This window comes from Pollutimonas thiosulfatoxidans (assembly GCF_004022565.1).
GTDB classification, from domain to species: Bacteria; Pseudomonadota; Gammaproteobacteria; order Burkholderiales; family Burkholderiaceae_B; genus Pusillimonas_D; species Pusillimonas_D thiosulfatoxidans.
The window spans coordinates 1,376,791-1,391,560 of the sequence record NZ_CP022987.1; the positions used below are offsets into that span (position 1 = coordinate 1,376,791).

Annotated in this window: 12 protein-coding genes, 1 tRNA gene and 2 pseudogenes; 10 read left to right on the top strand and 5 right to left on the bottom strand. The window is 56.7% G+C overall.

Features of this window, described 5'->3' with window-relative positions:
- Window positions 1–117: 117 nt before the first annotated feature.
- From CKA81_RS06620 to CKA81_RS06630, 3 genes are all read left to right on the top strand, one after another.
- Window positions 118–196 (top strand) — tRNA-Ile (locus CKA81_RS06620).
- A gap of 253 nt (window positions 197–449) precedes the next feature.
- On the top strand, window positions 450–1,088 hold the full coding sequence (locus CKA81_RS06625) for an SOS response-associated peptidase (protein WP_237183411.1): 639 nt from the start codon (window positions 450–452) through the stop codon (window positions 1,086–1,088).
- Between the two features lie 645 nt (window positions 1,089–1,733).
- The gene (locus tag CKA81_RS06630; RefSeq protein ID WP_164878359.1) at window positions 1,734–2,927 is read left to right on the top strand and encodes an AAA family ATPase; all 1,194 of its coding nucleotides are present in this window, start codon (window positions 1,734–1,736) and stop codon (window positions 2,925–2,927) included.
- A 657-nt stretch (window positions 2,928–3,584) separates the two neighbouring features.
- Here the strand turns inward: CKA81_RS06630 and CKA81_RS06635 are convergent.
- From CKA81_RS06635 to CKA81_RS17545, 3 genes and pseudogenes are all read right to left on the bottom strand, one after another.
- Window positions 3,585–4,634, bottom strand: a complete 1,050-nt coding sequence (locus CKA81_RS06635) for a RelA/SpoT domain-containing protein (protein WP_128354597.1) — start codon at window positions 4,632–4,634, stop codon at window positions 3,585–3,587.
- A gap of 233 nt (window positions 4,635–4,867) precedes the next feature.
- Window positions 4,868–5,169: pseudogene (locus tag CKA81_RS06640) on the bottom strand (PDDEXK nuclease domain-containing protein); the annotation flags it as partial.
- A 158-nt stretch (window positions 5,170–5,327) separates the two neighbouring features.
- Window positions 5,328–5,489, bottom strand: a complete 162-nt coding sequence (locus CKA81_RS17545) for a DUF1016 N-terminal domain-containing protein (RefSeq protein ID WP_128354598.1) — start codon at window positions 5,487–5,489, stop codon at window positions 5,328–5,330.
- A 309-nt stretch (window positions 5,490–5,798) separates the two neighbouring features.
- Here CKA81_RS17545 and CKA81_RS06650 point away from each other — a divergent pair, with 309 nt between their 5' ends.
- The gene (locus tag CKA81_RS06650) at window positions 5,799–6,239 is read left to right on the top strand and encodes a PACE efflux transporter (RefSeq protein WP_128354599.1); all 441 of its coding nucleotides are present in this window, start codon (window positions 5,799–5,801) and stop codon (window positions 6,237–6,239) included.
- Window positions 6,240–6,276: 37 nt separating this feature from the next.
- Here the strand turns inward: CKA81_RS06650 and CKA81_RS06655 are convergent, their stop codons facing one another.
- Complete coding sequence (locus CKA81_RS06655; protein ID WP_128354600.1) at window positions 6,277–6,471, bottom strand: hypothetical protein; 195 nt, start codon at window positions 6,469–6,471, stop codon at window positions 6,277–6,279.
- 163 nt (window positions 6,472–6,634) lie between these two features.
- On the opposite strand from CKA81_RS06655, the gene CKA81_RS17055 reads away from it, so the two are divergent.
- The 5 genes and pseudogenes from CKA81_RS17055 to CKA81_RS17060 all read left to right on the top strand — a co-directional run bounded on the left by CKA81_RS17055 (window position 6,635) and on the right by CKA81_RS17060 (window position 10,583).
- Complete coding sequence (locus tag CKA81_RS17055) at window positions 6,635–6,793, top strand: hypothetical protein (RefSeq protein WP_164878304.1); 159 nt, start codon at window positions 6,635–6,637, stop codon at window positions 6,791–6,793.
- Between the two features lie 325 nt (window positions 6,794–7,118).
- Window positions 7,119–7,166: a hypothetical protein gene (locus CKA81_RS17285; protein ID WP_228255839.1), complete on the top strand. Its 48-nt coding sequence runs from the start codon at window positions 7,119–7,121 to the stop codon at window positions 7,164–7,166.
- Window positions 7,167–7,841: 675 nt separating this feature from the next.
- Complete coding sequence (locus CKA81_RS06665; protein WP_394342534.1) at window positions 7,842–8,354, top strand: hypothetical protein; 513 nt, start codon at window positions 7,842–7,844, stop codon at window positions 8,352–8,354.
- Window positions 8,355–8,496: 142 nt separating this feature from the next.
- Window positions 8,497–10,296, top strand: a pseudogene (locus CKA81_RS06670) (BCCT family transporter); the annotation flags it as partial.
- 149 nt (window positions 10,297–10,445) lie between these two features.
- A complete protein-coding gene (locus CKA81_RS17060; RefSeq protein ID WP_164878360.1) occupies window positions 10,446–10,583 on the top strand; it encodes a hypothetical protein in 138 nt (45 codons plus the stop codon).
- Between the two features lie 93 nt (window positions 10,584–10,676).
- On the opposite strand, the gene CKA81_RS06675 is transcribed toward CKA81_RS17060, so the two are convergent.
- On the bottom strand, window positions 10,677–13,433 hold the full coding sequence (locus CKA81_RS06675; RefSeq protein WP_128354601.1) for a PQQ-binding-like beta-propeller repeat protein: 2,757 nt from the start codon (window positions 13,431–13,433) through the stop codon (window positions 10,677–10,679).
- 148 nt (window positions 13,434–13,581) lie between these two features.
- Here CKA81_RS06675 and CKA81_RS06680 point away from each other — a divergent pair, with 148 nt between their 5' ends.
- Complete coding sequence (locus CKA81_RS06680) at window positions 13,582–14,766, top strand: benzoate/H(+) symporter BenE family transporter (protein ID WP_128354602.1); 1,185 nt, start codon at window positions 13,582–13,584, stop codon at window positions 14,764–14,766.
- Window positions 14,767–14,770: the final 4 nt, after the last annotated feature.

A 14,770-nucleotide genomic window follows, 5' to 3' on the forward strand; every position in this document is an offset into this window, starting at 1 on the left:
TGATTTTCGGCAACCATACCACTGTTTGGGCTGCCTTCGGCGGCGGTAGGCAAGCAGCTTTCGTTTATGTAATAATTGCGGGCTATCGTCAGTCGGATCAACATCCGGTTGCGGTACGCCCCTCTAGCTCATGCTTGGTTAGAGCAGCGGACTCATAATCCGTTGGTGCGCAGTTCGACTCTGCGGGGGGGCACCAGTGTTTACGAGGCCTCCGAGAGATCGGGGGCCTTTTTGTTGCTTCGGAAAAACGAGCCCGCTCCGCAAAAGGCAACCTGACCGCCCGGCCTTCGGGCTGCTTCTCCTTTTGAAGGGCTGTATTGGCCCCGAACCATACGCCGACGAGCAGTGTCAGGCCTAACGCCGACGCGGGCGCGTTAATATGAAGCCGGATCATTTCGGAGACTGAAATGTGTGGTCGCATTAGGCAAGCCGGTGATGGCGAACAGTACATGGAGACGATGAACTGGGACCCGAGGGCGCTGTTCGATGACGAAAAACGGCTTAGGCATAACGTGCCGCCCGGAACGCGGCCATTAAGTTTTCATCGACTGGGCGACGGCGCCCAGCATGCCGACAATCTCTTCTGGGGATACAAGCCGCCTTGGTACAAACGCGGTCCTGCCAGGAATGCGCGCCTCGACACGGTCTTGAAAGGCTCGCCATTCTGGAAGCCGTTGCTTGCGCGCCGTATCATCGTTCCGGCGGACGGATGGTATGAGTGGACCGGCGAAAAGGGAGACAAACAGCCCTGGTACATCAGTCCAAAAGACGGCCAGCCAATTCTGTTGCCGGGCCTGACTGCGTGGCTGCCCGGTCGAGAAGTTCTGGCCGAGACAGGCTTCGCCATCGTGACCGATGATTCGGCTGGCGGAGTGGTCGACATACATGACCGGCGCCCCGTTACATTGACGCCTGATGATGCACTGGAGTGGGTTGATCCTGAAACGCCCATAGTTGAAGCGCTTGAGCTGCTATCTACGGCCAGGCCCGAGTCAGCGTTTCAATGGTGGCAGGTTACGCGGGCTGTGGGAAATAGCCGGTATCAGGTACCGGATGCGATTGAACCACTATGGCTTGGGCTTAAATGACCGCCTTACCTTACCGCTTGGCTTTGAGCTCGCCTGCCCACATGTGTTATAAAATGTGACACGCTTGAACCAGCGGCTAGGAGTCAGATAACAGTCTCTACCTTTAGACGATAAGCTAGAGCGTATCGTCCCATCGCCGTCCGACCCTTAGATCTTAGATCATGTCGATGGAGTTCCGGGGCTCCAGGCTTAATATCCCGACTTATCGCTGGGGTTGTGTGCGTCGGGGTCGGCGCGTATGTTGCTAACGATTGAAACTTTACCGGGCTAGTGAGCAATTCCACGGAGTGGATTGCCGCGACCTGCCTTCTAGTCGGGTATCTGGTATTGGGTGAGAGAATCGGTTTCATCGTTCTAGGCATTCTGATCGACCGGCTGTTCTTCTTGAGCCCAAACCATATGACCAACCCGCCGCGAAAAGCCGACCTAGAGAATTTCGGGGAGCTATTTCCCAGTAGCCCTGTTTAGGACGTACGGGCGTTGCCTGAAGCCAGCCGAGCGTTCATCGAGCAATGGAACGGACTCGACATATTTATTTAACCGGGACTAATTTAAATAACAGCAGTTGCACAGCGGTTACCTTGCTGTCAAGAGGTAAGGCGCAAAAAAAATCGCTCCAATCTAATAATAATTATGGAGGTAGGAATGGATAATGATGCACGGCTACTCGCACTCTCAAGAGCATTCAGCCCGAGCGCGCCCATTGATCAGCGTTCGCTTTTCTCTGGAAGAATTTCTCAACTGATGGACGTAATGAATGCTGTTGCCCAAAAGGGGCAGCACGCCATCCTGTTCGGCGAGCGGGGCGTGGGGAAAACATCGCTGGCGCGCGTTATTTCTACAATCAGCCAAGGCAGCGAAACTACCGTAGCGTCGGTCAATTGCGACCCCACCACCACGTTTGATTCGCTATGGAGAAAAATTGCTCGAGAAATCCCAATCGCTACGAGTAAAGGCGGAATTGGATTTACAGCAGGAACGAGTCATCAAGTCAGCAGTCTAGCAAATCACTTGCCAGAAACGGTGACTCCTGATGATATTCGTCATCTATTCTCGCGTCTGCGCAAGATACTAATCGTGATCGACGAGTTTGACAGAATCACAGATGGTGAAACATCGACTCTTATGGCTGATACTGTCAAGACTCTATCGGATCACGCAGTTGACACTACCCTGCTGTTGGTCGGTGTTGCAGACTCCGTTGAAGTGCTGATAAGCGAACATCAATCCGTTGAAAGGGCATTAATCCAAATTAGAATGCCAAGAATGTCACGCGTAGAACTAAATGACATCGTCGAGGGCGGATTAAAAAAAGCAAACATGACAATTTCCGTCGAAGCACGCCAGAAGATCGCCGCGCTTTCTCAGGGGCTCCCTCATTACACCCATTTACTGGCTCAAAATGCAGCCCAACGCGCTGCTATTACCGGCAGGTCAGAAGTAAACGCTGCAGACGTCCGTGCGGCTATTGACAACGCATTAGCTAAAGCACAGCAAAGCACTATCGGCATTTATCACAAGGCAACCAATAGCCCCAGAGAAAACCTATATCCGCAAGTGCTATTGGCGTGCGCAATGGCTGAGCAGGACAACCTGGGCTACTTTGCTGCCGTAGATATTCGTGCCCCGCTAAGCAAGATCATGGGGAAAGCTTATGACATACCAGCCTTTTCACAACACCTTAACGCATTTTGCGATCCTGGCAGGGGGCCGGTTTTGCAACGAACCGGAAGCGCCCGCCGGTATCGCTTTCGTTTCATTAACCCCCTGCTCCAGCCGTACGTTTTGATGAATGGAATAAAGAGACAGCTCATTAAAGAGACTGACATCCCTGTTTGAGTCCGCCTCAGATTTAACGTAGAGCGCTAATCGCATTAGTACACCTCTGCAGTTTGTTCACTTGATCGGCCCGCCTATAACATCAGTAGCCGAGCGCTTATATTTCCTGTTGCACGCTGCGAAACTTCCGATCCAGTCGGGACCAGTGGTATTAGATCAGGGCCGTATTCGCGGGGTGACGACCGTGCGTCCTGCGCGACCCATAACGGTCGTGACACATACAAGCCAGCTTACGTAGCGCAGCATTGCCAGTAAGAACTGCACGCCGATGTTTGGTGTTCGCATTACCGGAGTCGACCTCTTAGAGCTGGACTCACTTCGCCGGGGTGTGGGCCGAACAGCCAATCTTGGGCACAATGGACTGCACGCTGCCTACTTATGAGGGGTGCTCACGGCAATGTTCCTGCACCAGTCGCACGGCGCGCTCACGGACTTCAGGAAAAACCTGTTCTTCGTACGCATGGCTTCATGCTCTCAAGAAATGAAGCCTCCTCAAACCTCGATTGATTCATCGAGATCGGTACGGCGCTGAACCGCCCGTACACAGCGTCGAATCAATTTGTTGACAGTCGGACCAAAACGACAACCAAGGGCCTCGCAACAGGCCGCCTTGGCAAGCACCCGCGTCGGGAATTTACTGAAGCGCTTAACCTAGGATTACGACGACACTCGACTAACTGAATTTTTTTTGGGCCGGGCGCCACCTAATTTGACACAAGCAGTGCTTACCAAGCGCACAAATTCACGGGCATCTGAAAAATAGTTTCGGAATGCTAGGCGCACGTCCTCGCTGGAATCGGCCCGCACAAGAACGATGTCATTTTCCGGCATTTGCTTTTCTAGATCGAATAGTGCGCGAAGCGCATCTGGAGCGTCGTCATAACTCCTAATGTCCAGCTTCCCTTCTTTAGAGAAGATCAAAATGGCATTCTTTTTGGTCGAAATGTCGCTTTTTGCCTGATTAAGTCCCCTAAGGGTTTGAAGCAATGAAAGCTCGGCATCTAGCTTCAAAAAATCTTGCAAGGCCTCACGGTCGCCCATCGACGGGAATGGTCCAGATCGATTTTCGTGCGCTCGAGCAAGTAGCTCGCTCGCCAACGCCATTGCGTGCTGATAACGATCATCTCCCTGCTGAAACTTCGGTTGGCTCTCGGTGACGAAGCCGATTACTTCAACTGCAGTCGCCCAGGCGTGCTGAACAAGAGTGCGGTATTGGATCTCAATGAACAGGCCTGTCAGGCGTTTCCCCGCTTCCGAATTGACATCGTATTCGTACACATCATGGATGCCCCTGTATCCAGTTGATTTTGGCATCTTTATATAGTTGTACTTATCCTCTTCGTTGCGCCTTCGATGCTTGAATCTCGCATTATGGAATCGTGAACGAAATGCCTCCAGCTCCTTAATCGATTTAAAAATAAGTCGACATCCAGCCACATCGTCCATCCTGGCAAGCTTCATATCCGGAAGTCTGTCTAACTTTCCGAAAATCGTATTTTTTCTCTTGTGGCGCTGGGCAACAGTAATGCCAGCGCCCTTGGTCCGAGTCCTAAGAATGGCTTGAAATGTATTTAGTACCCCGCGATGGGCTGCTCGCCACTTCTCGATGACTTCCATGTCCTCTGCTGTAGCCGAACCGTTGCGAATGTTTTCGCCCGCTTTACTAACTCGTTTTCTAGATCCGCCGGGGTATGGGTAATCGCTCATAGGGGCTCATGTGGAAAGACGTAACTATTTTATACCACTGAAAAATGTCTGATGGGTTGATGTCTCCGCAGGCGTTGCGGGCGTTGTACTATATCGTGGACATGGTCACGACGCCCGGTCTGGACAGGTAGAGCGCAAATGCTAGCTGTTATGACGGCCCCCGCGCCGAGCGGTTGCAGGATATCAGCGACGAAGATGAATACCGGACTTACCAAGTCAAACAATTCGACCTATTGTCGTTTCAAGCCAGTGCAGAGAATGATCACCAACGGCGAAGCTTCCTCCGGTTCACATCCATGCTTTTCAACCAACGAAGATAAAGTTCCATCTGTCGCTTGTAGGCCGAACTCGCCAATCTTCAATTCCATCGCGACCAGCCGCGGCAGCTTACGGTTGTAGAACAACAGATCAAGGTGAAATCTTCGTAATCGATTTGGATGCGCTTCTGCCGGACGAGGAAGGAGGAACCTGCGCCCAACTCCAGCAAGAAAGATTCCATTTCGCGAATGATGGCCGTTCGGAGATCGCTTCCCTGCGTGCCCCGTATTGCCGTAGCGCTGTCGGACGGCGTTGATCAATTCTTTACGCGTAGCCATGCTAAGTTGCCTCGTCATGATGGGCTCCCGTCGGCCCATCCGACGGGTAACACATTACATGAGGCAACAGATCATCATAGGTAGCAAATATGACGAGTCAACGCGGTGTGGCGACAATTGACTCATCCGGGAAAGCGATGGTGAACTTGACCATCCGGCGCAGGTTTTTCTCTCCGAATCGACGCCCATAGTCCAGAGAAAGTTTCGCGGCCAACGCCGGTAGGATTTCTTCACCGTACCTGGCCCACTGCCACGGCATCCGGTACGCGGAAGATCACCTTATGCCGGTTTGCCCCCATTCAGTCGCCTTTCGCACTGGCGCATCCTGGGGATGAACATAACGCATGAACATCGCCACGGTCTTGTGCGCTGTGAGCATCATGTCCATCTTGACAGCTAGAGCACAGCACTCATGAACATGAACCTATCATCCACGCCTCGGTTAGAATATAGCCACGCAAGCGGAAACCGTGGCTCTGCACGAGATGGCCTCCATCTCACCATCAAGTAATCACCGGGACGGGCCGGCTCTTCACAAGAGTCAGAAGGCTCTTTTACTGGAGTTACTTTGTTTTATCTATCCCCGATCAAACGGCGCATTACCTACGTCGTGCTTTTCGAGATTTTTGCTGTCCTGTTCTCAACCATCATATTGATGATCCTGAGCGGCGGAAATGCTCAAGGATCACTGCCTATTGCGATCGCCGTCTCCGCGCTGGCAGTTGCTTGGAACTATATCTACAACACGCTCTTCGAATCATGGGAGAGGCGTAGCGGTGTCTTCGCGCGCACCGTTAAAATCCGGTGCATACATGCTGCGGGATTTGAGGCGGGGCTGCTGGCGGCCACCCTGCCGCTATACATGCTTTGGTACAACATCGGCGTGTACAAGGCCTTCACGATGGTAGCCGCGCTACTCGTGTTTTTCCTCATTTACACGTTTATCTTTACCCTGCTTTTTGATACCGTCTTTGAGCTTCCGAATCAGCGCGAGCCTCAAAGCGCATGAGGGCCCCTTAGCTGGGGCCCCGTTATCGCGTCTGCGATCACTTCGCTGGTTTGAATGCAGCCACGGTCAGCTGAGCCGCAATCTCATCGAGATCGTCGATCTCGCCCGCGTCGGCCTCGGCTTTTTTCAAGCTGTCTCTTATGGCGAGGAACTGCCCGACGACTCTTTCAGCTCTGGCCCGGTGCTTCCGGCTGGATCGACTTTCTTTTAACTTAATTGATTCATCTGACATACAAGCTCCATTGGGTGAACGGCTTTAGTATGCCACAGGCAAAAGCTCGGCCAGTTCTTTGGACGCGCTAAGCGCTAACTATAAACCCCAATGGTGACTGCAGCCCATGCGCAGTAAAAGTAACTAAGTTTATCTACGCATGTAGGGCACTGGAGAGTCAACCATGATGGAAATTCTTGGGCAAAAGGCACCGGTCATCGTTGCGCTTATAGCCCTGCTAATCGCCATCCTATGGATCGCCCTGCCATTCGCTGTGTTCGGCATCAAAAGCAGACTGGATAGAATCATTCAATTGTTGGAACAACAACGAAGCGAGAAGTAGTGCGCGCTTCCCTGCTCTTCATTGCATTGCTCTTCTACTGTAGAGCCTTCTATAAAGTCGTGTTGACAGCTGTGTTCGTCATGACGCTTGTCTCCATGCTAGTACCCGCCTATGCGCAGAACCAACCGTGCTCGGGTAAGAAAGGCGGCATCTCACACTGTGCCAGTGGAAAGTTCGTCTGCAATGACGGCTCGATTAGTGCGAGCAAGAGGACTTGCACCGCGCCAGGAAATCAGCGCGAAGCCCAACTGGCAGAACAAAAGGCTAGCTCGGAAGCTACTTGCGACTGTGCCACCGGAACGTTCTGCACGGGCCCGAGGGCGGCGTGTATTGCTATGCCAAAAGTGGAAAGAAGAGCTATGTTCGGAAATGACACCCCTATGCAACCGTGGCGAATGAGGACCGACTTATCCACCGATTCTGTGAATAACTCCAGGGATAACTTCGGGGCAACGTCTGGTGAGCCAGCGGCTATGCGCTCTGGGGTTACGTGGTCAACGAGCAAGCAAAGAGCTGCTGGTAATATCGGATAACTGTATCCGCCGACCACCCAGCAAAGCAAGGAATTATTAAATTGAGCCAACCTTTACGCATCCTGCTGGCTATTGCTATCGGATTTGCCATCTACAAGATGGGCCAGCAGAGCCCAAGCGCATCGGACGCACCATCGACCACTACAGAGCAATCAGAACCATAGGCATACGCCTTGCCCATTGCACACAGCAATGCTGGATGACGACTCAGCCGAGACTGCCCAGGCATCGCAACAGGAGGCCTACATGCAACAGTCCGCTAGCCATAACAGACCTGACCGCCCGCGGGACACGGACATCAACGTACCACCAAAGCCGGGACAACCGCTGCCGAATCCGGAGAATCCGGACCTACCGGGCACTACGCCATCCGATCCGGAAGATCCTGGTCAAGGTCAGCCCATCCCACCCGAGATGGACACCACCAAGCCCAGGCTTTAAGCAGCGCGGATGCCGAAAGAGGACCCATACGCTACCATGGGCGACTACAGCCAAATCCATGGAGCCTCATCGCAGTGACCGATTCCCCCGCAACGTCCGACGACATCGACCTGGATCACGAGCCAGCCACCCGTGCCCACGAAGCCCGGCTATGGCGTGATGACGGCTGGACCGCCAAAGTCATCAAGAACGGGGACGACGATGGCTGGGCAGTCGAAATGACTCAGGAAGGCGAAGACGAGCCAGCCCTGGTCGGGCCCTGGACCATGGGGCGCGACAAGAAGAACCCCAAGCCGCTGGATTCAGCCGCTTTCATCACGCTGGTAAAGACGGCATCCGAAGTGCTGCGCAGGCACGAGCAGCAACGTCACGCTCTGCTGCACAAGAACGTGACGATAGACTCCGGCTCTGACCGCTTGCGCATTGATCTGGATATCATTCCTGACGAGTACGAACCGTATGCCGAGCTAAGCGCACACAACGGGTTCGGTGAGGAACTTGCAAGAGTCCGGGTACAACCCGGCTTCAAGCTAAGTCGCGAAAGCGCAGCCGACTGGGTCGCCAACAACTTCGCTCGGCCGTCGTGATCGCGGCATAGCGGAAGCCGCAGAGGTTTTACAACATAATCGCGCCTGCCCTCATTTGTTGCTGCGTTTGTTTGTCAGATAAGGCCATAATTCGTCTCATCTGAGCTTCCACAGGAAGCATCGCCCCACGACGAAGGACCTCATGCCCAACAAGCCACCCGACGACAAATCCGCCGAAGCTGGCCAGCCCGGCATGCCGCCCGCGCATGGCACGTCACCCCCACCACCCCGCCCCCACATAGAACGCAGCAAGTTCGGCGGCACGCACGCCGACCTGATCGCGCCTTCGACGACGATGCCCCTGTATCGCGCAGTGACCTCAGCAAAGGCCCGCAGGAGCTCCTCGAACACCGCAAATCCCGCATCAACTGGGGCGTGCTGCTGATTTCATCGGCAGTGATTCTTGCTTTCTCGATCTGGGTCATGCTGGTGCCGGATGCGGGCGATGGCAACACAGCGGCTGCGATGCAAGATGCCGTGGTCTGGACGCTGGTCGGCACGGTGTTCGGCGTTGCCACGTCCATGGGCATCGGCGTGGTATTGCTCAACGTGGGCTTCTCCTTGATTTTCGGGCTCGAGCAAGGCCTCGCGCTGCAGATCGCGCTGGTCCTCGGTGCAGTGGTGCTGACCATTGCGGCCACAACGTCCGGCGTCGACCGCGGCATACGCTGGATATCGGAGCTCAACCTGTGGAGCGCCGTGGCGATGATGGTCTACATCCTGGTCACAGGTCAGACGGCATTCCTTCTTAACGCCCTTACCGAAAACATAGGCCGTTTCATTCTTACGTTTCCTGCGCGCACGCTGCAGACTTTTGCCTATGAGCCCGGCGGCTCGGAATGGATGGGCGGCTGGACCTCTTCTTCTGGGCCTTCTGGCTTGCGTGGGGACCGTTCGTGGGTGTGTTCCTTGCCCGCATTTCGCGCGGGCGCACGCTGCGCGAGTTCGTGATTGCAGCCATCACCGCCCCCGTCTTGTGTGACTTTGTCATTGTCTCGCTGTTCGGCAATTCAGCGCTGTTCCATGTCATTCAGGGCAACACGGCGTTTGCCGAGCTGGCGGTGCAAAGCCCCGAACGCGGCTGGTACGCGCTGCTGGAGATGTTCCCGGGCGCAATGTTCCTGATCCGGCTGGCGACGCTGTCCGGCTTGCTGTTCTACCTGACCAGCGCCAACTCGGGCGCGATGGTGATGTCGAACTTCTCGGCCTCCATTCCGGACCCCTCGCAAGATGGGCCGAAATGGTTGCGCATCTTCTGGGCTGTACTGACGGCCGTGCTGACCGTGGCGATGTTGCTGGCAGGCGGCGTAACGACCATGGAGTACGCAACGCTAATCTTCGCCTTGCCAGTGACTATCATCGCTTACCTCACGATGGCATCCTTCTATAAGGTGTTGCGCATGGAGCGGGCCGAGCGCGAGGGTCAGGTCTTGCGCCGGCCAACCATGGCGCCGATGGGCGGCCAGGTACCAGAGCGCTCCTGGAAGCAGCGACTGGAGCAGTTGCGTGCCTTCCCATCGCTGCGGCAGGCTACGCAGTTCCTGGATCGCACTGTGCGGCCCGCGCTCGACGATGTGGCGGCCGAGTTCCAGAAACAGGGCTACGAGATGGAACGTACCGCCATGCCCAACGCACATGGCATCGAAGAGCCCTGCTGCGGGTCTCGATGGATACCTTCCGGGCCTTTCACTACCAGGTTGCCATCGTCGAGGCGCCCGTGCCGATGTTCAGTGGTCGAATGACCCGCGAAACCGACGTCTACTACCGGCTGGAAGTCTTTACCCAGACGGGCTCGGGGGGATACGACCTGATGGGCCTGACCAGGCAGCAGATTATCGACGATGTGCTGGAGCGATACGAGGCCCACCTGGCCTTCCTGACCGTCTCTACCGAGACCGATACTGCCTCCGTGTTGACGCCGGCAGTAACACCAAAAGACGAACCACCCATGGTGCCGAAAGATGCTGGAGATCTCCAAAACCTTCAAAACAATAAGGAATGACCGTCGTTTAGCGGATTGACATGGAGCCCGGGCACGGAACTTGCTACGAGACGTCTCTGAATATAAGCGTTTACCAAACGGAGGGTCACATGTCGTATGAAAGCGTTCCGCTAATGCTCTACACACTGGGAATCTTCCTGGCCGTCGCCGTCATCTACATCAACTGGCGTGAACAAAGTGAAGACAACAGGTCGAGCACCGGGAACGGGCCGGAAACCGCTCATTAATCCGTTCCCTTGAGCCCTGGAAAGAGATCAGCGGCCCATGGGCCGCTGATCTCTTTTCCACGTCAGGATCTTCTTGGCTGCTGAAAATGCGGGCTATTGCGCACTCGGGATGGCATAGGCGATCACATCGTCACCGGCCTTGGTTCCCAGCGATCCATGGCCACCGGCCACCACCAGCAAGTACTGCCTGCCATCCTTGCCGGTATAGGTCATGGGGGTTGCCTGACCGCCTGCCGGTAAACGGGCCTTCCACAGTTCTTCACCGGTCGTGACGTCGTAGCCCCGCACGTAGTAATCCAGCGTGCTTGTCAGGAAGGCGACACCGCCAGCCGTCATGATGGGGCCTCCCAGGTTGGGTACGCCCATCTTGAAGGGCAAGGGTATGGGAGAGCTGTCGCGCACTGTGCCGTTCTTGTGCAGCCAGGCGACTTTGCCTGTCGTCAGGTCAGCCCCTGCAATGAAGCCCCAAGGTGGCTCCTGGCATGGCAGGCCCAACGCGGAAGTGAACGCACTAAGCTGCACTGCGAAGGGCGCGCCAAAGTTTTCGTTCAAGGCTGGCAGGCTATCCTGCGGTCGGTCCTCGTCCTGCACATACAGGGTGGTGTCGTCTTCGCGTGGAATCAGTTTGGCGATAAAGGCGAGATAAGTAGGCGTGGCGAATGCCACTTGCCTTTCCGGGTCGACTGCGATGCCACCCCAGTTAAATACACCGAAGTTACCCGGGTATACCAAGGTTCCCTCCGTGGACGGCGGCGTGTAGCGTCCTTCGTAACGCAGCTTCTGAAACTCGATGCGGCAGGCCAGTTGGTCGAACATTGTGGCCCCCCACATGGAGGCGCCGGTCAGCGGTACCGGGTCGAATGACAGCGCCGACACCGGCTGCGTGGGCGCCGTTCGGTCCCCAGCGGCCGCACCTTGCGGATAAGCGACCTCCTTTACCGGCAAGATCGGTTCGCCGTTGCGTCTATCGAGCACGAACAGCTCGCCCTGCTTGGTGGGTTGGACCAGCGCGGGGACTGTCTGACCATTGACAGTCAGGTCGATCAGGCTCGGCTGAGCGGGTACGTCGTAGTCCCAGAGATCGTGATGCACGGTCTGGAAGTGCCATCGCACCTTCCCTGTGGCGAGATCCAGCGCCACCACGGCCGAGGCGTAGTCATCCGCTGCCTCGCCCCGCTCTCCACCCCATTGGTCCGGTGGCGCATTGCCCATAGGTACGTAGACCATGCCCAAGGCTTCGTCCACGCTGGAGATGGACCAGCTGTTGGGCGTCGTAGGTACGTAGGTCTCTCCGGGTGCCAGCGGCTCGGTCTCATTGGGCTTGGCCGGATCCCAGTTCCATACCAGTTGGCCGCTGTTGACATCAAAGGCGCGGATGACGCCGGATGGTTCGGTGGTCGAGACGTTGTCCAGCACCGTACCGCCCACAATAATCAATGATTGTGTCACGACTACCGGCGATGTTGAGTAATAGCCACCCGGATCAGCATGAGGCATGTTGGCCCACAGATTGATCTGACCGGTGCCGCCTCCGAAGTTTGCACATACCGTGCCGTCGTCCGGGTTCAGGGCAATGATGCGACCATCGGCGGTGGGCATGAAGAGCTTCGCGTCGCATTGCGCCGTGGTGGAGCTGTCTTCGGCCGCAATGGGCAGATCAAGCTCTTCCAGGGTTGTCGCGGCTGCTCCGGCTTGATCCGTAGGAGCCTGAGCACCCGTATCGCCGGTGCCGTTGTCGCCCTCTCGGCCTACGTTTTCGTTGTCTGAACCTTCCCTCGAGCCATCAACATCCAGCCCCGTTGCGGCTTCCGGCGCTTCTACGGACGGTGTCTCAGCGGTGGGCGCTTCCGCCGGTTGGGCGCCGTCCGGCGCGGCAGGGTCGACCGCGGCTGACGGCTCGGCGGAGGCAGCGTCCGGCTGGCTGGTCGCGCCTTGGCCCGCCGTGGCAGCAGCAGCAGCAGCAGCTACAGCGGGCGCGGCAGCCACCTTGCTCGGGTCGTAATAAGAAAGGCCACGGCAGGTCAGATGCTGCAAGGCCAGCTCGCCCTTGATCTGCGGATCGTAGCGCCATACCTGCTCACCTGTCGTGGCATCCAGCGCAATGACAGACTGATGGGGCGTGCAAAGGTACAGCCGCTCGCCGATCTTCAATGGCGTCACCTCGAAGGTCGTTTCCACGGGATCGCCCTCTTGACCGCGCATATCGCCCGTTTCGTAATGCCAGGCGACTTCCAGTTGCGCAACATTGTCGGGCGTGATCTGGCTTAACGGCGAATACCGCTGTCCGTGCCCGGTCCGGCCATAGGCATGCCACTCGCCGGGAGGCACGCCCAACGCATCGGCTGCCACTTGCGCCCTGGCAGTCGGTAGACTGCCTTCGACGCGATGGGGGTCGACAAACCAGGAAGCAATTCCAACCACCAGAAACAGGAGCAAGGACGCCATCAATGGCAGACTGGCGCGTCGCACGGCCGGAGCATACTGCCTGCGTGCTTCGTCTGTATTGCGCAGGCGATGAACCAGCGGCCGCGTTACCCACGGCGTCAGCATGAACAAACCCAGCAGAAAAAGCACATCGCCGCGCGCTGCCAGCGGCCACCAATCGAGCCCGGCTTCCCACAATGCCCACAGCAGCGTCGCGAAGACCAGCGCGGCATACACCCACAAGCCAGTACTCTGCCGCCGATGCAGCAACACGGCGGTCAGCAACAGGGCAAGCCCTGCTAAAGCGTAGTACCACGAGCCGCCCACCGTAATAAGCCAGACACCGCCAACCGTTAGCACAATTCCAAAAATGGCATTCAGACACACCGCCACCAACAAGGCGGTATTTCGCTGCATTTTCTGCATGAGGTCTCCTTGGGTCCGATTCAGTTAGATGAAAGCTTCGATCTTGTTGTGCGCAGCAAATCGAATGCCTGCCCCCGAGACAGTGCTAGCATAGCCACCTTGCATTGCCGCCTCTTTTGCTCACCCAAGAACAACAATCAGGCCGTCCGTGAAAAACTGGTTCAGAGTCTCTCATCTTGCCGCCGGCTTCATTGCCGTACTCGTGGGCTACACGAGCTCCGTGGCCATTATTTTCCAGGCGGCCAACGCAGCAGGTGCGACCGCCGCCCAGCTCGATTCCTGGATGTGGGCGCTGGGGATAGGCATGGGAGCCAGTTGCATCGGCTTGTCCCTGCGCTATCGCACGCCCGTTTTGACGGCCTGGTCCACGCCCGGTGCTGCCTTGCTGGTAACCAGCCTGTCCGGGCTTTCCATGAACCAGGCCATCGGCGCCTTCCTGTTTTCGTCTTTGCTGATCACGATCTGCGGTGTGACGGGCTGGTTCCAGAAGTTGATGCAACTCATGCCGCGCCATATTGCCGCCGCGATGCTGGCCGGGATACTGATGCGCTTCGGCATGGATTTGTTCATCGCCATGCAAACCCAATGGCTGATGGTGGGGCTGATGTTTGCGGCTTTCTTGTTGGGCCGCATCTGGATGCCGCGCTATACGGTTCCGCTGGCTCTGGTGGTGGGCATTGCCAGCGCCGGCATGCTGGGCTTATTGCAGCTTGATTCCCTAAACTGGACGCCCGCACGGCCCACCCTGATGCTGCCCGACTTTTCCTTGTCGGCGCTGATCGGCGTGGGGATACCCCTGTTCATCGTGACCATGACATCGCAGAACGTCCCTGGCCTGGCGGTGTTGCGTGCCAATGGTTACCAGACGCCGGCGTCTCCCATCATTACCGCCACGGGCGTCACAGGTCTCGTCCTGGGGCCCTTCGGTGGCTTCTCATTCAATCTGGCTGCCATCACGGCTGCCATCTGCATGAGCCGCGATGCCGATCCTGATCCGGACCGCCGCTACCTGGCATCGGTCTGGGCTGGCGTGTTCTATTTGATGACCGGCATCTTTGGCGCCACCGTGGTGGGCTTGTTCGCCGCTTTTCCGCAGGAACTGATTGCGGCAATCGCCGGCCTGGCGTTGCTGGGCACCATAGGCAGTAGCCTGGCAGGTGCGCTGGCCGACGAAGGCGGACGCGATGCCGCCTTGGTGACCTTCATATGCACTGCGTCAGGTATGAGCTTCCTGGGAATAGGCAGTGCCTTCTGGGGCCTGGTATTGGGCCTATGCGTGCATGCCGCCCTGGGAAGCTGGGGTCAGGCCTTGCAGTCGCGCGTGCGACGATGACCCT